The organism is Sediminicoccus rosea (assembly GCF_033547095.1).
Lineage (GTDB): Bacteria > Pseudomonadota > Alphaproteobacteria > Acetobacterales > Acetobacteraceae > Roseococcus > Roseococcus rosea.
Genome location: NZ_CP137852.1, coordinates 541,499 through 563,282, shown reverse-complemented (window position 1 = coordinate 563,282; position 21,784 = coordinate 541,499). Strand labels below are relative to the sequence as shown.

Genomic DNA, 21,784 nt, shown 5'->3' with positions numbered 1-21,784 from the left:
CACATGCTCCGCCGCGCCCCGCCTCCCGGTCAACCGTTACGATCCAGGGCGATATGCACCAACGTGAACGAAATGCAAGAAATCATCGCGCCAGAGTTTCCACCCCGGCGCGTCCTGTTCTAGACGCAGCGCGTGTCGAGCTTCCTCTCCCTGATCCCGCCCCCCGTCATGTTCTTCGCCCTCGGCTTCGGGGCCGGGGCCGTGCGCGCCGAGCTGTCCGTGCCCGAGGCGCTGGCGCGCAGCCTTTCGCTCTACCTGATGGTCGCGATCGGGCTGAAGGGGGGCGCGGCGCTGGCCATGCCCGGCGCCTCCGAGGGGCTCTGGGCCGCGCTCACCGCCGGCATCCTGCTCTCCTTCCTGCTGCCGCTGCCCGCCTTCCTGCTGCTGCGCCTGGGCACCAAGCTGGACCGTGAGACGGCGGCCGCCGTCTCGGGCCATTACGGCTCGGTCAGCGTGGTCACCTTCGCCGCCGCCTCGGGCACGCTGGTGACGCTGGGCGTCCCGCAGGAGGGGTTCATGCCGGCGGTCCTGGCGGTGATGGAGACGCCCGCCATCCTGACGGCGCTGCTGCTGGCCCGCCTGGGCGGTGGCGGCGATGCGCCGAAGCTCAACGCCCGCAAGCTGGCGCGCGAGGTGCTGCTGAACGGCCCCGTGGTGCTGCTCATGGGCAGCTTCCTGATCGGCTATCTCGCGGGCGAACCGGGCCGCCGCCAGCTCGCCCCCTTCACCGAGGCGCTGTTTCCCGGCGCGCTCTGCCTCTTCCTGCTCGAGATGGGGCTGATGGCGGTGCGGCAGCTGCGCGCCGGCGGCAAGGGGCTGCCGGTGGCGCTGATCGGCTTCGGCATCCTCATGCCGCTGATCGGGGGCGCGGCGGGGCTGGTGACGGGCCAGTTCATCGGGCTTTCGACGGGCGGCGTGGCGCTCTTCGCCGTGCTCGCCGGCTCGGCCAGCTACATCGCCGTCCCCGCCGCCATGCGCCTTGCCCTGCCGCGCGCGGATGCGGGCATCTACGTCACCCTTTCCGTCGCCATCTCCTTCCCCTTCAATATCCTGGTGGGCATTCCCCTGTGGATTCGCCTCGCCGGGGTGGGAACATGACGCATCAGCGCAAGCGCATCGAAATCGTGGTGGAGGCCGTCCGCGCCGCCGAGGTGACGGACCTGCTGGACCGGCTGGGCGCCACCGGCTGGACGCAGCTTCCCGTCCTGGCCGGGCGCGGCCGCCAGGGCGTGCGCCGCGGCGGCGACCTTTCGGGCGTGCTCGACAATGTGGTCATCATCTGCATCTGCGGCGCCACCGTGGCCGAGCGCGTGATCGAGGCGCGCGAGGAATTGCTGGGGGCCCGCCCCGCCATCGTGAACATCACCGATTGCCAGGTGCTGCGCGCCGAGCATTTCTGAGGCGCAAGTTCCCGCCGGGCCGCACATGCCCTAGCCTCGGCCGCGCACATCGCCCGAGGACACCATGGCCCGCCACATCTTCCGCCCGACCCGCTACCACAACACGCTCGGCACGGCGGAACCCTGCCTGCGCATCGCCGATGGCGACACGCTGGTGGCCGAGACGGTGGACGCCTCCGGCCTCGATGCCAACGAGGTGGCGGTGGCCGCCCGCCCGAACCCGATGACCGGCCCCTTCTTCGTCGAGGGCGCCGAACCGGGCGACACGCTCGCCGTCGAGATCATCCGCCTCACGCCCAATCGCCGGACGGGCTGGACCTATTCGCCGCTGGCGCTGACCGTGCTCGACCCCGCCGCCATCCTGGACCGCCCGAAGCAGGAGCGCGCCATCTGGGAGATCAACGCGAATGAGGGCACGGTGCGGCTGCGGGACGCGCCCGCCGCTCTGGCCGGCTTTACGCCGCCGCTCGCGCCCATGATCGGCTGCTTCGGCGTGGCGCCGGCGGGTGGCGAGGCGATCTCGACCGCCACCAGCGGCGCGCATGGCGGCAACATGGATTACCGCCGCTTCGCGCCCGGCACGACGGCCTGGTTCCCCGTCTCGGTGCCCGGCGCGCTGTTCTACCTGGGCGATGGCCATGCCGCGCAGGGCGATGGCGAAATCACCGGAACGGGCATCGAGACCTCCTTCGAGATGGAGGTGCGGTTGTCCGTGCTGAAGCGCCGCATCACCTGGCCGCGCGCCGAGACGGCCGAGGAGATCATCACCATCGGCAATGCCCGCCCGCTGGACCAGGCGCTGCAGCACGCGACGACGGAGATGCAGCGCTGGCTGGGCGAGGATTACGGCCTGGATGCGCGCGCCGCGAGCCACCTGATGGGCATGGTGGTGCGCTACGACGTCGGCAACGTGTTCAACCCGGCCTATACGGTGGCATGCCGGGTGGCGAAGAAATGGCTCACGAAAGCGTGAGGCGTCCTCTCTAGAGGATCATCAGCGTCGAGGTGCCATGGGCGTAGAGCTTCGCGCCCCCCTCGCCGGTCAGCCGCGCTTCCGCGATGGCGGTGCGGCCGCCGCGATGCACGACGCGCCCCTCGCAGGAGACGCGGCCCGAGGCGACCGTCAGCGGCCGGGCATAGTTCACCTTGAGATCCAGGGTGGTGTGCGCGCGGCCCGCCTCCATCACCGTGCGCACCGCGTTCCACAGCGCGGCATCCAGGATGGTGGCCGCATAGCCGCCATGGGCGATGCCGATGCCGTTGTAGAACTGCTCGCCGATCTCGCCCTCCATCACGGCGAGACCTTCCTCGGCGCGGACCAGGCGGATGCCCATCAGCGCGAACATCGGGCTGCGCTGCACCCCATCCGCGATGGAGCGCTGCATCGCCTCCAGCCCGGGCAGCCCGGCATAGGGCGAGGGACCGTCCAGGCTTTCCCAGGTGACGGTGTGGCTGCGGGTGGGCATGTGCGTGTCCTCTCGTCTCAACCGGGCTTCCGCAGCACCAGCGTCGCCCAGGGGTCGAGGCTGATGCGACGCTCCAGCACCAGCCCGGCCCTGCGATGCGCGGCCAGCACCATCCGCACCTGCTTGCCCAGCAGCCCGGCCAGGATGGCCCGCCCGCCGGGGCGCAGATGCGCCGCGAGGTCCTTCGCCATGGCGCAGAGCGGCCGCGCCAGGATGTTCGCGAAGATCAGGTCATAGGGCGCGCCGCGCGTGATGGCGTTATGCGCGTAGCCGGTGGCCAGCACGGCGCGCAGCCGCGGCGCGAGCCCGTTCATCGCCGCATTCTCCCGCGTGACCCGGACCGACCAGGGGTCGAGGTCGCTCGCCAGCGCCTTCACATGCCAGAGCTTGGCCGCACCCATGGCGAGGATGCCGCTGCCCGTGCCCACATCCAGCACGCGCGGCAGGCGCTTCGGCAGCCGCTCCAGCGCCATCAGGCAGCCTTGCGTGGAGGCATGCTCGCCCGAGCCGAAGGCGAGGCCCGCATCCAGCGTCAGCGCGATGCGGCCATAGGTCGGGCGCGGCGCCACATGGGTGGGGCGGATCAGGAAGCGGCGGCCGATCTCCTGCTCGGGGAAGGCTTCCACCGTGCGGGCCAGCCAGCCCTCGGATTCCGTGGCGTGGCGGGTCAGCGGCGCCTCATGCCCCGTCAGCCCGGCGGCCAGCGCGAGCGCCGCCTGCAGCGCGTCCGCGTCGGCCTGCGCCTCGCGCACCGCCTCGATGCGCCAATTCCCCGTCTCCTCGTCCAGGAACAGCGCGACGGTGGCGCTGACCGAGAGCAGCGCGGCCTCATAGGCCGGCATCGCCTCATCGGGCAGCTGGTCCAGCACCAGGGTTTCGAGCGGCGCGGGCTGTTTCTTCATGGGGATTCCGGGCGGCGGGCAGAAAGAAGCGCCCTCGCTACACCCATTCGCGGCCAGACCCAAACCGCGCCTTCCCATGCCGCGCGAATTGTGGAGTTTTGTCGGGGACTGACGCGCAGGCCATGTTTTCCGCGGCGGAAGACCTCCCGTTTCACGCGGTCTTGGCGCTTTTGCGGGGATTTTCTGAACGATTCGTCATGTACGCCCCATCTCGCCGCCCGCAAGCGCGTGTTGCGCGGCGCATGCGACGACATCTAGCGTGATGGTCGAGCGGAGCGCCCAGATCTCCGCCAATCCGGCCGAAGGAAAGCCAACGCCATGTGCCGCGCCTGCGTCAGCCCGCTGATCGCCCATCCCTCGCTCTTCAGCCAGCCCGGCGGGCTCGCCGGATTGTTCAAGCCGCCCACCCGCCGCGGCTTCATGGCCGTCGCGGTATCGGCCGCCGCCGCCCCGCTGGCCGGCCAGGCGCAGACCGTGCCCTGGGCCAATACGCCCGCCAATGCGCCCGCCCCCACCGGCCCCGAGACCATCTTCCGCGGCGGCAACATCGTCACCATGGCCGGGGACACCATGGCCGAGGCCATCGCCGTCACCGGAGGGCGGATCACCGCCGTCGGCGCGGCGGCCGATGTCATGGCGCTCGCCACGCGCGACACGCGGATCGTGAACCTGCAGGGCCGCACGCTGCTGCCCGGCCTGATCGACCCGCACAACCACACGGCCCTCTCCTCGCTCTACCTCGAGCTGCTGACCGACATCGGCTACCTGAAGAACCGCACCCGCGCGGACCTGCTCGCCAATCTCCGCCAGCTCGTCGCCAATACGCCGGAAGGCCAGTGGGTGATGGTGTCGAACTTCGACAACCTGCTGCAGGGCGGCGACCTCTCGCGCACCGAGCTGGACGGCATCTCGACCACGCGGCCGATCTTCGTCTGGTACACGAACGGCCATGACGCGGCGGTGAACAGCGCCGCCTTGCGCGCCGCGAACATCCCGGAGGATATCGGCGCGCTGCCCGGCGGCGGCCATTTCGGGCGCGGGCCGGACGGCAGGCTGGACGGCCGCGTCTTCGAGATGAGCGCGATGCTGAAGGTGGTCTCGGTCGGCCTGCCGCGCATCACGCCGCAGCTCGCGACCCAGGCGATCAACCGCTACATGCAGGCCGCCGCCGCCACCGGCAACACGCTGCTGCACGAGCCGGGCACGATGAAGTCCGAATGGATCGAGGGCTTCAGCCAGATCGCGGCGACGGCGCCGCTGCGCCTCAGCGCGAGCCTGATGTACGAGGACATGGCGGGCTTCGCGCCCTATCGCAGTCTCGGCCTCGGCCCGCGCGCGGCGCAGCTGCCCAATTCGCTGCTCATGCTCTACGGCGTGAAGATCGTGGGCGACGGCTCGAACCAGACGCGTACCGGCGGCCAGACGCAGCCCTATCTGGGCGGGACCGACATGGGCCAGCCCAACTTCAACGCCGACCAGATGAAGCAGATGGTGGCCGCGGTGAAGGCCGCCGGCATGCCGGTGCTGATCCATTGCAACGGCGACAAGACGATCGATTTCTCGCTCGACGCGATCGAGGCCGCCTACGGCAATTCCACCGCCTTCGGCATCAACCGCATCGAGCACGCCACCATGCTGCGGCAGGACCAGATCGTGCGGATGAAGCGGCTCAACATCGAGCCGAGCTTCCTGATGAACCATGTCACGCTCTATGGGGCCGCCTACCGGGACCAGATCTTCGGCCCCACGCGCGCCGCCTTCACCGACCCGGCCGGCGCCTGCGCGAAGGAGGGCGTGCGCTTCACGCTGCACACCGACAGCCCCTGCTCGCCGCTCGGCACGCTGCGCCTCGTGCAGACGGCGGTCACGCGCATCTGCCAGGTGGACAATTCCGTCATCGGCGCCGACCAGGCCGTGACCGTGCGGCGCGCGCTGGAGTCCGTCACGGTGGATGCCGCGCGGCAGCTCGGCCTCGCCGACCGCCTGGGCACGGTGGAGCGCGGCAAGGAGGCGGACTTCACCATCCTGGAGGAGAACCCGCTGACAGTGGACCCGACCAAGATCGCCGCCATCAAGGTGAGCGAGACGTGGGTGGCGGGCCAAAAGAAGTTCGGGTGACGCCCCGCGCATGATCCGCCGGGGCGGCATCGCCGAACCGGTGGATCATTCGCGCAGCAAACCTCAGGCGGGCTCCACGAAGCGGTCCAGCACCCGCTTCACGCCCGCCTTCTCGAACTCGATCTCCAGCTTGTCGTCATCCACGGCCAGCACGCGGCCATAGCCGAATTTCTGGTGGAAGACGCGGGTGCCGCGCGCGAAGGCCTTCTCGCGCTCCGGCCGCTGGTCCACCTCCCAGGCGCCGGCCTCGATCACGCGCGGGCGGCGCTGCGAACTCAGCGGCAGGCCGGCCGCGAACACGCTGGAGGGCATGCGGGGCTGTTGCGTGACGCCGCCCTCGCGCAGCACCTCGCCCTCGGGCAGCTCATCCAGGAAGCGCGAGGGGATGGAGCTGACCCAGTTGCCATAGATGCGCCGGTTGGCCGCATGGCTGATCACGCAATGCCTGCGCGCCCGCGTGATGCCGACATAGGCGAGGCGCCGCTCCTCCTCGAGCGACTTGGCGCCGCCCTCGTCCAGGCTGCGCTGCGAGGGAAACAGCCCCTCCTCCCAGCCCGGCAGGAAGACCATGTCGAACTCAAGCCCCTTGGCCGCGTGCAGCGTCATCAGGCTGACCTTCTCGCCCTCCGAATTGTCGTCATTCTCCATGACGAGGGCGATGTGCTCCAGGAAGGCGCCAAGTGTCGCGAAATCGCCCATCGCGCGCACCAGCTCCTTCAGGTTGTCCAGGCGCCCGGCGGATTCGATGCTGCGGTCGGCCTTCCACATGTCGATATAGCCGCTCTCCTCCAGCACCTGGGCGGCGATGACGACGTGCCCCTCCTTCTCGAGGCCGGCATTCCAGCGCGAGAGATTCTCCAGCAATTCGCGCAGCGCCGCACGCGGGCGCGGGCGCAGCGCGTCGGTCTGGCAGAGGCGCTCGGCCGCCACGCGCAGCGGCATCTGCTGCTCGCGCGCCAGCTTGTGCATCGCGGCCATGGCGGTGTCGCCCAGGCCGCGCTTGGGCGTGTTCACGATGCGCTCGAAAGCCAGGTCATCGGCCGGCTGCGACATCGCGCGGAAATAGGCGATGGCGTCGCGGATCTCGGCCCGCTCATAGAACTTGGCGCCGCCGAAGACGCGATAGGGAATGGCGAGCGTGATCAGCCGCTCCTCGAAGGCGCGGGTCTGGAAGCCGGCGCGCACCAGGATGGCGATCTCGCCGAGGCTGACACCATCCCGCCGCGCCTCCTCGATGCGCGCACCTACCATGCGCGCCTCCTCCTCGCTGTCCCAGAGCGAGACGACGCGCACGCGCTCGCCCGAGGCATCGGCGCGGCCCGGGCGCAAGGTCTTGCCCAGGCGGCCCTCATTGCGCGCGATCAGCCCGGCGGCGGCGGCAAGGATGGGGCGCGTGGAGCGGTAGTTGCTTTCGAGGCGCACCACCTGCGCCCCCGGGAAATCGCGCTCGAAGCGCAGGATGTTCTCGATCTCGGCGCCGCGCCAGGAATAGATGGACTGGTCATCATCGCCCACGCAGCAGATGTTCTTGTGCCCCTGCGCGAGCAGCCTGAGCCAGAGATACTGGACGAGGTTCGTGTCCTGGTACTCATCCACCAGGATGTAGCGGAACAGGCGGTGGTAGCTCGCCAGCACCTCGGTGTTGGTGCGCAGGATCTCCGTGATGTGCAGCAGCAGGTCGCCGAAATCGCAGGCGTTCAGCGCGATGAGCCGCGCCTGGTAGGCGGCGTAGAGCTTCTCCGCCCGGTTGTTCGCGTAGTCGGAGGTCTCGGCCGCCGGGATGCGGTCGGGCGTGAGGCCGCGATCCTTCCAGCGCTGGATGATCCCCATCAGCCCATTGGGCGGCCAGCGCTTCAGGTCCACGCCTTCCGCTTCCATCACCTGCTTGAGCAGGCGCGTCTGGTCATCCGTGTCGAGGATGGTGAAGCTGGAGGTGAGGCCCACCAGCTCCGCATGCCGGCGCAGCATGCGCGCGGCGAGCGCGTGGAAGGTGCCGAGCCAGAGCCCCTCGACCGGCCGGTTCAGGATGGCGCCCAGCCGCTCGCGCATCTCGCGCGCCGCCTTGTTGGTGAAGGTCACGGCCAGCACCTGGTGCGGCTGGGCGCGGCCGGTCATCAGCAGATGCGCGAATCGCGTGGTGAGCACGCGCGTCTTGCCGGTGCCGGCACCGGCCAGCACGAGCAGCGGACCATCCAGCGTTTCCACGGCGGCGCGCTGCTCCGGGTTCAGCCGGGCGAGGTATTCGGGGGGAGGGGCAGCCCCTGGGGAGGATGGTGCGGACACGCCAAGGGCTATAGAACATCCGGCGAACGCCACCAACCACGGCCTGCTTCCCTTGGACCTCATGCGCCGCTTCCTGGAATGGTCCGCCCTGCATGGCGCGGCGCTGCTGGCCGGCAGCATCTTCGCGGGCCTGTTCCTCCCGCCGCTCGCCGCCCTCTTCCGCGACGTGATCACGCCCGTGGTCTTCATCCTGATGGTGCTGGTGCTGCTGCGGGTGGACCCCGTGCAGGTCATCGCCTATCTGCGCCGCCCGCTGCTGGTGGCCGCCCTGCTCGTCTGGCTGCTGATCGCGACACCGCTGCTGGTCTGGGCGCTGCTCGTCGCGCTCGGCATCCAGGGGCCGCTGGCCAATGGCCTCGTCATCGTGGCGACGGGCTGCGCCGCCACCTCCTCTCCGGCCTTTGCCAGGATGGTGGGGCTGGATGGCGAGATCGCCTTCGTCGTCGCGGTGCTTTCCATCCTGCTGATCCCGCTGACGGCGCCGCCGCTGGCCCTCGGCCTGCTGGGCATCGACCTCGCCATCTCGATGACGGGGCTGATGCTGCGCCTCGGCCTCGTCGTGCTGCTGCCGCTGCTGATCTCCATGGTGATCCGCCGCGTGGTGGCGCCAGCCAGGCTCGACCATTGGGGCCGCGCGGTGGACGGCGCGGTGGTGCTGATGGTGGTGTTCTACGGCTTCGGCGTGATGGATGGCGTGCTGGCCCAATTGCTGCGCGAGCCCGGCTTCATCCTCACCGGCGTCGCCATGGCCTTCGGCGGCATGCTGGCGATGAATGCGGTGACGGCGCTGGCCTTCACCGCCTTCGGGCAGAAGCTCGCCCTCTCCGCCGGGCTGCTCGCCGGCAACCGCAACATGGCGCTGTATCTGGCGGTGCTGCCGGCCAACACAGATCCCGGCATCCTGCTCTTCTGCGTGCTCTGCCAGTTCCCGCTGTTCCTGAGCCCCTTTCTCCTGAAGCCGCTCTATGAGCGGATCAGGAGCTGGTAGGGCGCGCCCCGCTCAGGGCGTGCAGGTCACCATGGTGAAGTGCGGCAGGCCCGTCTGCGGGTCCGTGGCCGGGATGGCGCCGGTGCCCGCGGGGTTGTTGAGGCGCTGCGTCGCCAGTTGCACCGTGATGAAGCCCTGGTTGGCAATGGCGATGTCGCCGGTCGAGGCGGGCGCGACACCCGGATGGACCGGATAATTGCCGCCGCCGCGCGTCAGCCCCGGCTCGCTGCTGAAGAAGGCGATGCGGATGTGCCGGGCCGGGCCCATGTTCTGCAGCTGCACGAAATGCACCGCGGTCGAGCCACGGCCATCCGAGTTGATGTTCGTGTAGAAGGCGACGGCATTCACCGTGTTGCCGCAGTAGCGCGCCACCTGGGCAGCGGCCTCCTGCATCGGGAGCAGGCCGGCCAGCGCGAGGCCGGCGGTGGCGGCGAGAAGGGTGCGGGGGCTGGGCATGGGATGATGTCTCCGGATCGGCTGGGGGAGCACGCTGCCCCCCTGGAGAGATCATCCGCGAAACGGGCCCCGCCGCCAGTCGGCGGTTTCGATGCGGGACATCGGGGGCGCCGATCAGGCGCCGCCATCACCCCCCTCGGCGCAGCGCCTCGGCGATGTCGCGGATGAAGGCGCGCGGATCGGCCGCCGGCGGGTCACGCCGCGGCATGGAGACGCGCAGGCGCAGCAATTGCCCGCCCGCCGCACCCACGCAGGTGGTGCTGGTCACGGCGGTGCGGCCATAGGCGCCCTCGAGGTCGGCGCAGCGGAACAACGGCGCGCCCGGCGGCTGGTCGCTCTCCTGCACCAGGCGCAGCCGGCGATGCGGGCCCGAGCCACGCTGCGCGGCCGCCACGACACGCTGGTATTCTTCCTGCACGACCAGGCTGCCCGGCCCGTCCGGCGGGGCGACGGAGGGCGGCCGCAACACCTGCACGAAGCCCGCCGCCGTCCGCCCCTGCGTGGAATAGGGCACTTCCACGCCCGGCAGCGGCTGGTCGATCGAGGCCGTGGTGCCGCGCTGGAAGCTGGCCGCCTGGGCCGGCAGCCGCTCCGCCAGGCGCTGCGGCGCCGAGACGACGGGAACCGGCGCCGTGGCCGGCGCATCGCCGCCCTCGCTCGCGCAGGCGGCGAGCAGCGGGATCATCAGGCCGGCGGCCAGGCGCAGCCGGCGGGCCGGCGCTGCTGTCGAAATGTCACGCATCCTCAAATGACCTTGGCGGGCCGGGGCAGCCTGGTGAAGCTCGCGGCGCCGGCCCGGTTGGCCCTGGCGGATGTGGTGGCGATTGTCGTCATGCTGCCTTTCCCAAAGAGATTCGGCGGGCAAGCTACCCGCTCCCGCCGAACCTGTCTTTGCAAAGCTGTGAAAGGGCCGTCAGACGGGGGTCAATGACCCCCGGATGATCCCGCCTCGGACCGCCCGTCGCCACGGCGGCGGGCGCGCAGCACCGCCTCGCCGATCAGGGCCGCGACGGCGGCCAGCACCGCCACCTGCAACAGCGTGGCACCGGCCCAGAGCCAGGCCGGGAAGACGCCCGGCAGGGCCAGGTAGCCGAGCGGCAGCATGAGGAAGGCATAGGAGCCGGGAACGACGCCCGCGACCTCATTCGTGCCCGACCAGATCATGTCACCCGCGACATAAAGGATGATGAAGAGGCCGACCCAGGCGATCCAGCGATGCTTGTTCAGCAGGTTCGCGATGAAGGTCGCGGCCACGCCCATCAGCACGACCGAGATGGCGAGGCCGACGATCAGCACATAGGGATGGTCCTTCGCCGCGCCGGCCACCGCCAGCACGTTGTCGAGGCTCATCGAGACGTCGGCGACCAGGATCTGCGTGATGGCCTGGCGCATGGTCTTGCGCGGCGTGCCATCCGGGTTGGTGGTCTCGGAGTCCATCTCACCCTCGGGCGAATGGCCGCCGCCCTCGCGCAGCTCGCGATACATCTTCCAGCAGACCCAGAGCAGGAGGACGCCGCCCGCCAGCGTGATGCCGACGATCGAGAGAAGCTGGACGGTGATGCTGGCGAAGCCGATGCGCATCAGCGTCGCCGCGATGATACCCCAGAAGATGGCCTTGCGGCGCTGCTCGGGCGGCAGGCCGGCCGCCGCCATGCCCACGACGATCGCATTGTCCCCCGCCAGGACAATATCGATCATCAAAACCTGCATGAGCGGTACGAACCATTCGGGCATCGTAGCGTCCTTCAAAAATAAACGGATTGTAATCCAGGGGAATGTTCAAAGAAGTCGCATTTGTTTGGCAGAGGACGCGGCGCGCGCCAAGCCCGCTTGTCGGGATTTGCCGCAGGCGGCAAACACCATCCCGCGTTGTTGAGAGGCTGCGATGGTCCCCCGTTATTCCCGCCCTGCCATGGCCGAGATCTGGTCGCCCGAGACGCGGTACCGCATCTGGTTCGAGATCGAGGCGCTGGCCGCCGAGGCGATGGCCGAGATCGGCACCATCCCCGCCAGCGCCGCCATCTCCATCCGCCAGGGCGGCGCGCCGCGCGTGGCCGCGATGGGCCCCGCCGATGTCGAGCGCATCGACGAGATCGAGCGCGTCACGCGGCATGACGTGATCGCCTTCCTCACCTGGCTCGGCGAGGGCATCGGCGAGGATGCGCGCTACATGCACCAGGGCCTGACGAGCAGCGACGTGCTCGACACCTGCCTCGCCGTGCAGATGACGCGCGCGGCGGATCTGCTCATCGCGGATGTCGAGGCCGTCATGGCGGCGCTGCGCGCGCGCGCGATGGAGCACAAGTTCACCCCCACCATCGGCCGCAGCCACGGCATCCATGCCGAGCCCACCAGCTTCGGCCTGAAGCTCGCCGGGCATTACTGCGAATTCGCCCGCAACCGGGAGCGGCTGATCGCCGCCCGCGCCGAGGTCGCCACCTGCGCCATCTCCGGCCCCGTCGGCACCTTCGCCAGCGTGGACCCGCGCGTCGAGGCGCATGTGGCGAAGTCGCTCGGCCTCGCCATCGAGCCGGTGAGCACCCAGGTCATCCCGCGCGACCGCCACGCGGCCTTCTTCGCGACGCTCGCCGTGGTGGCGGGCGCGATCGAGCGGCTGGCGACGGAAGTGCGCCACCTGCAGCGCTCCGAGGTGCGCGAGGCGGAGGAGTTCTTCCACGCCGGGCAGAAGGGCAGCAGCTCCATGCCGCACAAGCGCAACCCGGTGCTGAGCGAGAACATTACGGGCCTCGCGCGCCTCGTCCGCGGCTATGCCATGCCGGCGCTCGAGAACATCACGCTCTGGCATGAGCGTGACATCAGCCATTCCAGCGTGGAGCGCGTGATCGGGCCGGACGCCACCATCGCGCTCGATTTCGCGCTGATGCGCCTCGCCGGCATGATGGAGAAGCTGACCGTCTATCCCGTGCGGATGACGGAGAACCTGGAAGGCCTGGGCGGCGTGGTGCACAGCCAGAAGGTGCTGCTGGCGCTGACGCAGGCCGGCCTCTCGCGCGAGGACAGCTACGCCGCCGTGCAGCAGGCCGCGATGGCGACCTGGCTGAAGCTCGGCCAGCCCGATGTGAAGAGCTTCGCCGAGAACCTGCTGGCGCGGCCCGAGGTGGCGGCGGTGATGGATGCGGCCACGCTCTCGCGCGTGATGGATCCGCAGCTCGATTTCCGCCACGTCGAGACGATCTTCGCCCGTGTGTTCGGAACCGCGTGACGGCGCTCTACCTCGACGCCGATGCCTGCCCGGTGCGCGAGGAGGCGTTCCGGGTCGCCGCGCGGCTGCAGCTGCACACCCATGTCGTCTCCAACGGCGCGCGCGGCATCCTGCTGCCCGAGAGCCCGCTGATCCATCGCGTGATCGTCACCGAAGGCGCGGATGTGGCGGATGACTGGATCGCCGATCGCATCACGGCGGCCGATGTCTGCGTGACGCAGGACATCCCGCTCGCCGCGCGCTGCCTGGAGAAGGGCGCGCGCGCGCTGAACGCCAAGGGCCACCGCTGGACGCTGGAGAATATCGGCAATGCGCTGGCCGGCCGCGCGGTGGCGGAGCATCTGCGCTCCACCGGCGCGCGCACCGGCGGGCCCTCGGGCATGACGCCGGCCGATCGCTCGCGCTTCCTCTCGGAGCTGGACACGCTGCTGCGCGCGGCGATGCGCCCGGCCCCGCCCAGCCTGCGCGTGCCGCCCGGCGGGTTCTGAGCCTCAAATCACCCCGGTTTCGCCTTGCTTCCGCCATGAGCGGGGCGCGTCATCCCCCCTGGCCGCAACCGGACGCCGCAAGGCGCGTTGGCAGGATCGGTCGCCCCACCATGTCTTGGCCGTGGCCACCGCCTTGCCGGCCACGCGGGAGGAACATGCCATGCGATGGCTGAAGCCAGGTGTGATCCTGGGCGCCCTGGCGTCGCTCACGGCCTGTGCCCCGGGCTATGTCGGCGGGCCGGTCTATGGCGGCGGCTATGTCGGCCCGGCCTATGTCGCGCCGGCGCCCCGCTACTACGCGCCCGTGCCGCGCTACTACGCCCCCCCGCCGCCGCGCTTCTACGCGCCGCCCCCGCGCTACTACGCGCCGCCGCCCCGCTTCTATGGGCCGCCGCGCTATTATGGCGGGCCCTATCGCGGCGGCCCCTACCGGGGCTGGCGCGGCGGCTGACGCCATGATCGCGCCACGCTTCGGCCATGCTGGCCGTGTTCCCTGTGACGAGTGAAGGAGGCTTCTCCGATGCGACCGTTCCACAGCCTGATCATCGCCGGCGCCCTGGCCCTGGGCCTGCTGCAGCCGGGGGGCGCCCAGGCGCAATACTGGGACAAGCCGGGCTTCGGCCCGCCGGCCTATCGCTACGTCCCGCCCCCGCCGGTCTATTACGCGCCGCCGCGGCCGCTCTTCGTGCCGCCGCCCGTGGTCTTCGTGCCCCCGCCGCCGCCGCGCTTCTACGCGCCGCCGGTCTATTACGGGCCGCCCCGGCACTATTACGGCCGGCCCTGGCGCGGCGGCCCCCGCCGCCACTGGTAGGCCGGGTTCAGGCGACCGCCGCCATCCGCTCCGGCGGCAGCGAGAGGAAGGCGCGCGCCCCGATCCCCGGCGCGGCCTCGATCACCAGCTCCCCGCCATGGGCCCGCAGCAGCGAGCGCGCCAGGGAGAGCCCGAAGCCCAGGCCCCGGGAGCGGTCGGCCCCGCCATCATGGGCGATGGGCGCCAGATCCTCGATGGCGAGGCCCACCCCCTCATCCTCGATGATGATCGAGGCGGCATGCGGCCTCAGATCCGCGCGGATCTCGATCACATCGGCCTCGGCCGTGGCGCGGGCGGCGCGGCCCAGCACCTGAACCAGGGCACCGCGCAGGGCACGCCGGTCGGCCGTCACGGCCAGGTTCTCGATGGCCGGCGCGATGCGCCAATGCCGCTTGCCGGGGCCAAGCTGCGCGCTGGCGATGGCCACCGCCTCGCGCAGGATGGGCGCGAGCGGGAAGCGCTCCTCCTGCAGGCCGCGCGCGGGCACGGCGCCGCCCGCTTCCTCGGCGGCGGCATCGGCCAGGGCGAGAAGGTGCCGCGCCTCCCCCTCGAAGGCGCGGCCGGCTTCCTCTCCCCCGGACTGCGTGGCCAGGAGCTGGGCGCGGCCCAGCAGGGCCAGGCCCAGGCTGTTCATGTCCCGCGCGAGCAGGCCGAAGCTGCGGCGCCGGCCCTCGGCCAGGCCGCGCAGGGTGGTCAGCTCCGCCGCGAGGCGCGACGCGCGGCCGAGACCGGCAATGGCGGCAAGCCCGCCGGCGGCGGCGAGGACGGCCAGGGCGGCGGGGAGGGCATCGGGGAGGGCGTCGGTCATCATGCGAGTGATTCTCGCCCGATTCGGTTAACAGCCGGTTAAAACGGCCCTGGGACGAATCCCGAAAACCAAGCCCGACTTGCCCGATCGGCCTTTATGATACGGAAAGACAACGATTTCCCGACGTCTCAAGGCGCGGCCCCGCGGCCGGGCGCCCCAAACACAAATGCCGCGAATCGGGCATTTGGCCCGATTCGCGGCATTGCAGCCTCAGTAATTCGTGCAGAATCCGCGGCGCGGGGCCATGCCCCGGCCGGCGGGACTCAGGCCGCCGCGGCCTTCTTGGCCTGGGCGCGCAGGATGCGGCGCTTGAGCACCACCGCCTCGGGCGGCAGGTTGCGCGGCTTGGTGGTGAGCAGGAAGGCGTCGATGCCGCCATTGTGCTCGATGGTGCGGATGCCCGACGTGGTCAGCCGCAGCTGGATCGAGGTGGCCAGCACGTCGGAGTAGAAGGAGGTTTCCTGCAGGTTGGGCAGGAAGCGCCGACGGGTCTTGTTGTTCGCGTGGCTGACATTGTTGCCAGACTGAACGCCCTTGCCGGTGATGCCGCAGCGGCGAGCCATGGTGATGATCCTGCAAACTGGGCGCGCACGGGGTCCCCCGGCGCGGCGGTAAATCGGAGCGCGGCTTTTGCGGCAGCCGCGCCCCTGAGTCAAGCGCGGGTCAGGCGCGGGTCAGGCGCGCGCGGCGCTCAGCCCTTCGGCAGCGTCGGCAATTGCCGAAGCTCGCCGGCCTCCACGCTCGCCAACGCCTGGCGCAGCACGCCGGCGATGGAGCGGTCATCCATGCTGCGCGACAGCAGGCCCAGTGCGCCGCCCAGCAGCGCGGACGCGGCGGAGATCGGGGCGATCTGCTGCTCGAGCATGTACTCGATCGCCTTGTCCACCACCGAGCCGGCGTGGCTCAGATCCTCGGGGGCATCCCCATCCGCTGCTTGCATTGTCCGGCAACTCCAATCTTTCCAGCCAGATGGGGCCTGGAGCGCGGCCAGGGAAGAGCGCCAGGATTAAGGCTTTGTCATCCGCGCCTCGCCCGCCGCCCGGGCGCTCACGCCGCTGCCGAATTCCGCCTGGGCCTGGGCCAGCGCCGCCGCCTCGGCCGCCGCCACCGCCTCGGACTGGCGGCGCCACATCTCGGCATAGAGGCCATCGGCCGCGATCAGCGCGCCATGCGTGCCCCGCTCGGCGATGCGCCCTTCCTCCAGCACGATGATCTCATCCGCCTCCACCACGGTGGAGAGGCGGTGCGCGATGACCAGCGTGGTCCGCCCGCGGGAGACGTCGCGCAGCGCCGCCTGGATCTCCTGCTCGGTGCGGGTGTCGAGCGCGCTGGTCGCCTCGTCCAGGATGAGGATGCGCGGGTCCTTCAGGATGGTGCGCGCGATCGCCACGCGCTGCTTCTCGCCGCCCGAGAGCTTGAGGCCACGCTCGCCCACGCGGGTCTTGTAGCCATCGGGCAGCTTGAGGACGAAGTCATGCACCTGGGCGAGGCGCGCGGCCTCCTCCACCTCCTCATCGGTGGCGCCCGGACGGCCATAGGCGATGTTGTAGCGGATGGTGTCGTTGAACAGCACCGTGTCCTGCGGCACCACGCCGATGGCGCGGCGCACGCTGTCCTGCGTCACGCTCCGCACATCCTGCCCGTCGATCAGCACCGCGCCGCCGGTCACGTCGTAGAAGCGGAACAACAGGCGGGAGATGGTGGATTTCCCGGCCCCGGTGGGCCCGACGATGGCGAGCATGCGGCCGGGCGGCACCTCGAAGCTCACGCCCTTCAGGATCTCGCGATCGGGCCGGTAGGCGAAGCGCACATCATCGAAGCGCACCGCGCCGGCGGTCACCACGAGGTCGGGGGCATGGGGCGCGTCCGCGATCTCGGCGGGCACGTCCAGCAGGAGGAACATCTCCTCCATGTCGGTCAGGCCCTGCTTGATCTCGCGATAGGCGAAGCCGAGGATGTTCAGCGGCAGATAGAGCTGGATCAGATAGGCGTTCACCATGACGAAATCGCCCACCGTCATGGTCCCGCCCGCGATGCCGCGCCCGGCCAGCAGCATCACCACCGTCAGCCCCGCCGCCATGATCGTCGCCTGGCCGGCGTTGAGCATGTTCAGCGTGGTCTCGGAGCGCACATAGGCGGCCTCGTAGCGCGTCAGGCTCTCATCGTAGCGCCGCGCCTCGTGCCGCTCGTTGTTGAAGTACTTCACCGTCTCGTAGTTCAGCAGGCTGTCCACCGCCTTGGTGTTCGCCTCCTGGTCCGTGTCGTTCATCACGCGGCGGAAGGCGAGGCGCCAATTGGTGAAGAGCAGCGTGAAGGTGATGTAGCCGCCGATGGTGAGCAGCACGGTCAGCGCGAAGGAGAGCGCGAACATCCACCACAGGATCGCGGCGACCAGGAAGATCTCCACGATGGTCGGCAGGATGTTGAACAGCATGAAGTTCAGCACCACTGCGATGCCACGCGTACCTCTTTCAATCACGCGGGAGAGGCCGCCCGTCGCGCGGTCCATGTGGAACCGCATGGAGAGCGCATGCATGTGCCGGAACACGCTGAGCGCGACCCGCCGCGCCGCCCGCGCCTGCACCTTGGCGAAGACCGCGTTGCGAAGTTCCGCGAGCGCCGAGGCCATGACGCGCAGCAGGCCATAGCCGATGACCAGCGCCACCGGGATGGCGAGCATCGCCCCCACCCCGTCCTTCGGCGCCAGCGCATCCACCGCCCGCGCATAGATGATGGGCACCAGCACATTGGCCGCCTTGGCCGCGATGAGGCAGAGCACCGCCAGCACCACCCGGATCTTCAGCCCGCGCTCCCCCTCGGGCCAGAGGTAGGGGAGGATGGACCGCACGGTGCGGAGGTGGTTCGTCGGCTGCTTCGCGCTCATGCCCTTCATGTGGCCCGTGCGGCGGGTTTTGGGAACCACGGCCCTTCCCGCCCGGCGCCGTCGCTGCCACATGGCAGCGATGAGCAAACCGCTGTACCGGCACATCGAGGCCTGCAACAACGCGCCCTCCCCCGCGCATCTCCTGCCCTTCCGCTTCGGGACGGAGCAGGTGGGCTGGGTGACGCCGGAACTGGCCCATGCGCTGACCTTCCTGCCGCGCGATTTCCACTTCGATGGCGGCGGGGTCGCCATGGCCGGGCGCCTGCGCGGCGCCGCCCAGCGCAGCGATGCGCTGGCCGCGGCCGCCCGCGTGCTGGCGAAGCAGGGCTTCGGCCGCGTCCGGGGCGAACTCTTCGACATCCGCGCCACCGCCGAAAGCCCGGTGCTCGGCACGCTCGATCGCGGGATGATCCCGCAATTCGGCGTGATCGGGCAGGGCGTGCACCTGAACGGGCTGGTGCGCCGTCCCCCGGGAAAGGATGGCGGCCTGCATGTCTGGGTCGGCGTGCGCGCCCGCAACAAGGCCATCGCCCCCGGCCAGCTCGACAACCTCGTCGCCGGCGGCATCCCGGCCGGGCTCGATGCGGAGCAATGCCTGCTGAAGGAAGCGGGTGAGGAGGCCTCGCTCCCGGCCGAGCTGGCCGCGCAGGCGCGCCGCACCGGACGCATCTCCTACATCCTCAACGCCGAGGAAGGCCTGCGGCGGGACGTGCTGCACGTCTTCGACCTCGACCTGCCCGAGAGCTTCACCCCCGCCCCGCATGATGACGAGGTGGAGCGCTTCGAGCTCTGGCCCGCCCCCCGCCTGCTGGAGGCTTTGCGCGAGACCGAGAGCATCAAGTTCAACGTGAACCTGGTGCTGATCGACCTGTTCCTGCGCGAGGGGCTGATCGACCCCGACGGCGTGGAAGGCCGGGCGCTGCGGGCCGGGCTCAACCAGGGGCCGTGAACCGTCCAGCCGGTACACTGAATTCTTGACAAACCGTCCAGCCGGTATAGTTCTGGCGCATGCTTGATGCGCCACCCCCTGCCACTCCGCCCGCCGTTCCCTTGGCCGATGCCCGGACCCGCATCCTCGATGCCGCCGAGCGGATCGTGCAGGAAAAGGGCGTCCCCGCCCTGACGCTGGAGGCGGCGGCCCGCGGCGCCGGCATCTCCAAGGGCGGGCTGCTCTATCATTTCGCCTCCAAGGAGGCGATGCTGAACGGCCTCGTCGCCCGCCTCGCGGAATCGGTGGAGCAGGATTTCCAGGCGGTGCTCGCGGCCCAGTCCGGCCCCGCGCCCGCCAGCCGCGCCATCCTCTCCTGGATCTTCGACGACCCCGAGCAGGTCTGCGAGGAGCATGAGCGCGCCGGCGCCGTCTTCCTCGCCGTCTTCCACCATGACCCGGCCATGCTGGCGCCCATCCGCGCCGTCTTCGCCCGCATCCGCGACCATCTGCGCGCCGACAAGCTGCCGCCGGGCCGCGCCCTCGCCCTGATGGCCGCCAGCGACGGCCTCTTCTTCGGCCGCCTCTTCGGCATGTACGAGCAGACGGCGGAGGACCAGCAGGCCATCCGCGCCGCGCTCGAATTCCTCGTGCAGGAGGCGCGCGCATGAACCGCAAGCTGCTGCTGGGCGCCGCCCTCCTCGCCGCCGGGGCCGGATACTACGTCTATGCCAACCAGGCCGCGCCGCCGCCACCCGCGCCCGTCATCGCCGCCCCGGCCGTGCCGCTCGGCGTCGGCGCGCTGGGCCGGGTCGAGCCCGCCTCGCGCATCCGCAAGCTGAACCAGCCGGGCGGCATGGCCGTGACGCGCCTCGCCCGCGTCTTCGTGACCGAGGGCGACTTCGTCACCGAGGGCCAGCTTCTCGCCGAATTCGCCGATGCCGGGATGAAGGACGCTGCCGCCCAGCAGGCCGAGGCGCATCTCGCCGAGATGCGGGCCGCCCTGGCCCGCGTGCGCGAGGCCGGCCGCGCCACCGAGGTCGCCGCCCAGCGCGCCCGCATCGCCGCCCTCTCCGCCCAGGAGGAGATCGCCCGGCGCGACGCCAACCGCACCGACCGCCTCGTCCCCTCCGGCGCCGGCTCCGAGGCGGCGGCCGAGCGCAACCGCTTCCTCCTGCTCCGCCTCTCGGCCGAGCGCGCCCAGGCCGAGGCCGACCTGCAGACCCTCTCCACCCCGCGCGAGGAGGATCTCCGCCTCGCCGAGGCGCGCGTCGCCGGCGCCGAGGCGGCGCTCGCCAAGGCCCGCGCCGATGCGGAACTCGCCCGCGTGCGCGCACCCATCGCCGGCACCATCCTGCGCATCTTCGCCCGCCCCGGCGACCAAGTGGGCAATGACGGCCTGATGGAACTGGCCGACCTGACGCGCATGGACGTGGTGGCCGACGTCTTCGAGACCGATCTCGGCCGCCTCCGCCCCGGCATGACGGCCGAGATCATCATCCCCGGCGAGCGCCAGCGGGCCGTCGCCACGCTGCGCGACATCGGCTGGCAGGTGCGCCGCACCACCCAAGCCGGCACCGACCCCGTGGCCGCGGTGGACAGCCGCACGGTGGAGGTCCGCCTCGCCCTCTCGGAGGAGGGCGCCGAATTGCTGCGACGGCGCACCGGCATGCAGGTGCAGGTCGCGATCCGCGCGCATGACCCCGCGGTGGCCGCCCGATGAACCAGATCAGCGGCACGGAGAGCCTCCTCCCCGGGAATCTCCTCCCCTGGGCACCGGAACTCACCGGCGAGCCCATTCCGCCCCGCCCGCGCGTGGCCCCCGGCCCCGCCGCCTTCCTGCTGCTGCCGCTGCGCCTCGCCTGGCGGCAGCTGCGCGCGGAGAAATCCCGCCTGCTCGCCGCCATGGCCGGCGTGATGTTCGCCTGCGTGCTGGTCTTCATGCAGCTCGGCTTCCGCGGCGCGCTCTTCGACAGCGCGACCAACATGCTGGGCGCCATGCGGGCCGACCTCTTCCTCATGCACCCCATGACGGATGCGAGCTTCCGGCCCGAACCCCTGCCCCGCGCGCGCGCCTTCCAGACGCTGGCCGACCCCGATGTCGCCGTCGCCGTGCCGATCTACCTGGCCCAGGCGAGCTGGCGGAACCCGGAGACCGGCCGCCGCCGCGCCGTGCAGCTCATCGGCCTGGATGCCGAGGCGGGCGCGGTCGGCTTCACCGGCCTCGCTCCGCTGGTCGAGGCGCTGAAGCAGCCGGACACCGTCGCCTTCGACGTCCGCTCCCGCCCGGAATTCGGCCCGATCGGCCAGCTCTTCGCCGAGCGCGGACCCTTCCAGGTGCAGGTGGGCCACCGCGAGATGCGCCTGGTCGGCCTCGTCGAGATCGGTCCCAGCTTCGGCGCGGATGGCAATGTCGTCCTCAGCGAGACGAATTTCCGCCGCGTCTTCGAGCGCCGCGTCTCCAACACCGACCTCGTCGCGCTGAAGCTGCATGAGGGCGCCGACCCGCGCGCCGTGCAGGCCCGCCTGCGCGAGCTGCTGCCGGGCGACGTGATGGTGATGACCCATGCCGAACTCGTCGCGCATGAGCGCGCCTATTGGGAGAACGGCACGCCCATCGGCTTCATCTTCGTCTTCGGCAGCCTGATGGGCCTCGTGGTCGGCATGGTGATCGTCTACCAGATCCTCTTCTCCGACATCGCGAGCCACATCTCGGAATACGCCACGCTCAAGGCGATGGGTTATTCCAACGGGTATCTCTCGCGCGTCGTGATGAGCGAGGCCTTCATCCTCGCCATCATCGGCTTCATCCCGGGGTTGCTGCTCTCGGCCTGGCTCTACGACTGGGTGGGGGCGGCGACCTTCCTGCCGCTCGCCATGTATCCCGAACGCGCGCTGACGGTCTTCCTGATGATCTTCACCATGTGCGCGGCGGCGGGGCTGCTCGCCATGCGCAAGCTGAGGGACGCCAATCCGGCGGATATGTTTTGAATTTCCCCACAAACCCGCTTCGCGTCTTTGCGGGGGCC

General features: G+C 70.6%; 22 protein-coding genes and 1 pseudogene. 13 read left to right on the top strand and 10 right to left on the bottom strand.

All coding sequences use genetic code 11. The features are described from left to right. Positions 1-132: 132 nt before the first annotated feature. The 3 genes from R9Z33_RS02745 (at position 133) to R9Z33_RS02735 (ending at position 2,373) form a co-directional block, all read left to right on the top strand. Positions 133-1,098, top strand: a complete 966-nt coding sequence (locus R9Z33_RS02745; protein WP_318649778.1) for a sodium-dependent bicarbonate transport family permease — start codon at positions 133-135, stop codon at positions 1,096-1,098. Then, positions 1,095-1,400, top strand: a complete 306-nt coding sequence (locus tag R9Z33_RS02740; RefSeq protein WP_318649777.1) for a P-II family nitrogen regulator — start codon at positions 1,095-1,097, stop codon at positions 1,398-1,400. The genes R9Z33_RS02745 and R9Z33_RS02740 overlap by 4 nt, the downstream gene beginning before the upstream one ends. Positions 1,401-1,464: 64 nt before the next feature. Then, positions 1,465-2,373, top strand: coding sequence for an acetamidase/formamidase family protein (locus R9Z33_RS02735; protein WP_318649776.1), 909 nt, complete (start codon positions 1,465-1,467; stop codon positions 2,371-2,373). Positions 2,374-2,383: 10 nt separating this feature from the next. Here the strand turns inward: R9Z33_RS02735 and R9Z33_RS02730 are convergent, their stop codons facing one another. Together R9Z33_RS02730 and R9Z33_RS02725 are read right to left on the bottom strand one after the other, a co-directional pair. After that, complete coding sequence (locus R9Z33_RS02730) at positions 2,384-2,866, bottom strand: PaaI family thioesterase (protein ID WP_318649775.1); 483 nt, start codon at positions 2,864-2,866, stop codon at positions 2,384-2,386. A gap of 17 nt (positions 2,867-2,883) precedes the next feature. Beyond that, the gene (locus R9Z33_RS02725; RefSeq protein ID WP_318649774.1) at positions 2,884-3,768 is read right to left on the bottom strand and encodes a 50S ribosomal protein L11 methyltransferase; all 885 of its coding nucleotides are present in this window, start codon (positions 3,766-3,768) and stop codon (positions 2,884-2,886) included. Between the two features lie 318 nt (positions 3,769-4,086). Here R9Z33_RS02725 and R9Z33_RS02720 point away from each other — a divergent pair, with 318 nt between their 5' ends. Then, positions 4,087-5,886, top strand: a complete 1,800-nt coding sequence (locus tag R9Z33_RS02720; RefSeq protein WP_318649773.1) for an amidohydrolase — start codon at positions 4,087-4,089, stop codon at positions 5,884-5,886. A 63-nt stretch (positions 5,887-5,949) separates the two neighbouring features. Here the strand turns inward: R9Z33_RS02720 and R9Z33_RS02715 are convergent, their stop codons facing one another. Continuing rightward, positions 5,950-8,169, bottom strand: coding sequence for an ATP-dependent helicase (locus tag R9Z33_RS02715; protein ID WP_318649772.1), 2,220 nt, complete (start codon positions 8,167-8,169; stop codon positions 5,950-5,952). 61 nt (positions 8,170-8,230) lie between these two features. On the opposite strand from R9Z33_RS02715, the gene R9Z33_RS02710 reads away from it, so the two are divergent. After that, a complete protein-coding gene (locus R9Z33_RS02710; RefSeq protein WP_318649771.1) occupies positions 8,231-9,157 on the top strand; it encodes a hypothetical protein in 927 nt (308 codons plus the stop codon). 12 nt (positions 9,158-9,169) lie between these two features. Here R9Z33_RS02710 and R9Z33_RS02705 read toward each other — a convergent pair whose 3' ends face one another. From R9Z33_RS02705 to R9Z33_RS02695, 3 genes and pseudogenes are all read right to left on the bottom strand, one after another. Beyond that, a complete protein-coding gene (locus R9Z33_RS02705) occupies positions 9,170-9,613 on the bottom strand; it encodes a hypothetical protein (protein WP_318649770.1) in 444 nt (147 codons plus the stop codon). 127 nt (positions 9,614-9,740) lie between these two features. Then, entirely contained in the window at positions 9,741-10,355 is a 615-nt protein-coding gene (locus R9Z33_RS02700; protein WP_318649769.1) for a hypothetical protein, read from the bottom strand. Between the two features lie 380 nt (positions 10,356-10,735). Then, positions 10,736-11,347: pseudogene (locus tag R9Z33_RS02695) on the bottom strand (TerC family protein); the annotation flags it as partial. A 151-nt stretch (positions 11,348-11,498) separates the two neighbouring features. Between R9Z33_RS02695 and purB the strand changes: the two are divergent. The 4 genes from purB (at position 11,499) to R9Z33_RS02675 (ending at position 14,135) form a co-directional block, all read left to right on the top strand. Next, positions 11,499-12,836: an adenylosuccinate lyase gene (purB, locus tag R9Z33_RS02690; protein ID WP_318649768.1), complete on the top strand. Its 1,338-nt coding sequence runs from the start codon at positions 11,499-11,501 to the stop codon at positions 12,834-12,836. Then, positions 12,833-13,324, top strand: coding sequence for a YaiI/YqxD family protein (locus R9Z33_RS02685; protein WP_318649767.1), 492 nt, complete (start codon positions 12,833-12,835; stop codon positions 13,322-13,324). Before purB ends, R9Z33_RS02685 begins: the two co-directional genes overlap by 4 nt. Before the next feature lie 160 nt (positions 13,325-13,484). Then, positions 13,485-13,775 carry a hypothetical protein gene (locus tag R9Z33_RS02680; RefSeq protein ID WP_318649766.1) on the top strand — a complete coding sequence of 97 codons (291 nt, stop codon included), beginning with the start codon at positions 13,485-13,487 and terminating at the stop codon, positions 13,773-13,775. A gap of 69 nt (positions 13,776-13,844) precedes the next feature. Beyond that, on the top strand, positions 13,845-14,135 hold the full coding sequence (locus tag R9Z33_RS02675) for a hypothetical protein (protein WP_318649765.1): 291 nt from the start codon (positions 13,845-13,847) through the stop codon (positions 14,133-14,135). Between the two features lie 7 nt (positions 14,136-14,142). On the opposite strand, the gene R9Z33_RS02670 is transcribed toward R9Z33_RS02675, so the two are convergent. The 4 genes from R9Z33_RS02670 to R9Z33_RS02655 all read right to left on the bottom strand — a co-directional run bounded on the left by R9Z33_RS02670 (position 14,143) and on the right by R9Z33_RS02655 (position 17,827). Further along, entirely contained in the window at positions 14,143-14,943 is an 801-nt protein-coding gene (locus R9Z33_RS02670) for a sensor histidine kinase (protein WP_318649764.1), read from the bottom strand. 263 nt (positions 14,944-15,206) lie between these two features. Further along, a complete protein-coding gene (gene rpmB, locus R9Z33_RS02665) occupies positions 15,207-15,506 on the bottom strand; it encodes a 50S ribosomal protein L28 (protein WP_318649763.1) in 300 nt (99 codons plus the stop codon). Positions 15,507-15,634: 128 nt separating this feature from the next. Next, positions 15,635-15,883, bottom strand: coding sequence for a hypothetical protein (locus R9Z33_RS02660; RefSeq protein ID WP_248709269.1), 249 nt, complete (start codon positions 15,881-15,883; stop codon positions 15,635-15,637). Positions 15,884-15,949: 66 nt separating this feature from the next. Then, complete coding sequence (locus R9Z33_RS02655; RefSeq protein ID WP_318649762.1) at positions 15,950-17,827, bottom strand: ABCB family ABC transporter ATP-binding protein/permease; 1,878 nt, start codon at positions 17,825-17,827, stop codon at positions 15,950-15,952. A gap of 79 nt (positions 17,828-17,906) precedes the next feature. Between R9Z33_RS02655 and R9Z33_RS02650 the strand changes: the two genes are divergently transcribed. The 4 genes from R9Z33_RS02650 to devC all read left to right on the top strand — a co-directional run bounded on the left by R9Z33_RS02650 (position 17,907) and on the right by devC (position 21,746). Then, positions 17,907-18,776: an NUDIX hydrolase gene (locus tag R9Z33_RS02650; protein WP_318649761.1), complete on the top strand. Its 870-nt coding sequence runs from the start codon at positions 17,907-17,909 to the stop codon at positions 18,774-18,776. A 101-nt stretch (positions 18,777-18,877) separates the two neighbouring features. Continuing rightward, on the top strand, positions 18,878-19,426 hold the full coding sequence (locus R9Z33_RS02645) for a TetR/AcrR family transcriptional regulator (RefSeq protein WP_318649760.1): 549 nt from the start codon (positions 18,878-18,880) through the stop codon (positions 19,424-19,426). Further along, complete coding sequence (locus R9Z33_RS02640) at positions 19,423-20,478, top strand: HlyD family efflux transporter periplasmic adaptor subunit (RefSeq protein WP_318649759.1); 1,056 nt, start codon at positions 19,423-19,425, stop codon at positions 20,476-20,478. The genes R9Z33_RS02645 and R9Z33_RS02640 overlap by 4 nt, the downstream gene beginning before the upstream one ends. Next, positions 20,475-21,746 carry an ABC transporter permease DevC gene (devC, locus tag R9Z33_RS02635; RefSeq protein ID WP_318649758.1) on the top strand — a complete coding sequence of 424 codons (1,272 nt, stop codon included), beginning with the start codon at positions 20,475-20,477 and terminating at the stop codon, positions 21,744-21,746. Before R9Z33_RS02640 ends, devC begins: the two co-directional genes overlap by 4 nt. Positions 21,747-21,784: the final 38 nt, after the last annotated feature.

What these genes read in the sequence shown, in the direction of transcription:
- R9Z33_RS02740 (WP_318649777.1), top strand. Translation starts at nt 1,095, where the DNA reads ATGACGCATCAGCGCAAGCGCATCGAAATCGTGGTGGAGGCCGTCCGC.
- R9Z33_RS02710 (WP_318649771.1), top strand. Translation starts at nt 8,231, where the DNA reads ATGCGCCGCTTCCTGGAATGGTCCGCCCTGCATGGCGCGGCGCTGCTG.
- rpmB (WP_318649763.1), bottom strand. Translation starts at nt 15,506, where the DNA reads ATGGCTCGCCGCTGCGGCATCACCGGCAAGGGCGTTCAGTCTGGCAAC.
- R9Z33_RS02700 (WP_318649769.1), bottom strand. Translation starts at nt 10,355, where the DNA reads ATGCGTGACATTTCGACAGCAGCGCCGGCCCGCCGGCTGCGCCTGGCC.
- R9Z33_RS02640 (WP_318649759.1), top strand. Translation starts at nt 19,423, where the DNA reads ATGAACCGCAAGCTGCTGCTGGGCGCCGCCCTCCTCGCCGCCGGGGCC.
- R9Z33_RS02730 (WP_318649775.1), bottom strand. Translation starts at nt 2,866, where the DNA reads ATGCCCACCCGCAGCCACACCGTCACCTGGGAAAGCCTGGACGGTCCC.
- R9Z33_RS02720 (WP_318649773.1), top strand. Translation starts at nt 4,087, where the DNA reads ATGTGCCGCGCCTGCGTCAGCCCGCTGATCGCCCATCCCTCGCTCTTC.
- R9Z33_RS02660 (WP_248709269.1), bottom strand. Translation starts at nt 15,883, where the DNA reads ATGCAAGCAGCGGATGGGGATGCCCCCGAGGATCTGAGCCACGCCGGC.
- R9Z33_RS02705 (WP_318649770.1), bottom strand. Translation starts at nt 9,613, where the DNA reads ATGCCCAGCCCCCGCACCCTTCTCGCCGCCACCGCCGGCCTCGCGCTG.
- R9Z33_RS02680 (WP_318649766.1), top strand. Translation starts at nt 13,485, where the DNA reads ATGCGATGGCTGAAGCCAGGTGTGATCCTGGGCGCCCTGGCGTCGCTC.
- R9Z33_RS02725 (WP_318649774.1), bottom strand. Translation starts at nt 3,768, where the DNA reads ATGAAGAAACAGCCCGCGCCGCTCGAAACCCTGGTGCTGGACCAGCTG.
- purB (WP_318649768.1), top strand. Translation starts at nt 11,499, where the DNA reads ATGGTCCCCCGTTATTCCCGCCCTGCCATGGCCGAGATCTGGTCGCCC.
- R9Z33_RS02675 (WP_318649765.1), top strand. Translation starts at nt 13,845, where the DNA reads ATGCGACCGTTCCACAGCCTGATCATCGCCGGCGCCCTGGCCCTGGGC.
- devC (WP_318649758.1), top strand. Translation starts at nt 20,475, where the DNA reads ATGAACCAGATCAGCGGCACGGAGAGCCTCCTCCCCGGGAATCTCCTC.
- R9Z33_RS02655 (WP_318649762.1), bottom strand. Translation starts at nt 17,827, where the DNA reads ATGAGCGCGAAGCAGCCGACGAACCACCTCCGCACCGTGCGGTCCATC.
- R9Z33_RS02670 (WP_318649764.1), bottom strand. Translation starts at nt 14,943, where the DNA reads ATGACCGACGCCCTCCCCGATGCCCTCCCCGCCGCCCTGGCCGTCCTC.
- R9Z33_RS02735 (WP_318649776.1), top strand. Translation starts at nt 1,465, where the DNA reads ATGGCCCGCCACATCTTCCGCCCGACCCGCTACCACAACACGCTCGGC.
- R9Z33_RS02650 (WP_318649761.1), top strand. Translation starts at nt 17,907, where the DNA reads ATGAGCAAACCGCTGTACCGGCACATCGAGGCCTGCAACAACGCGCCC.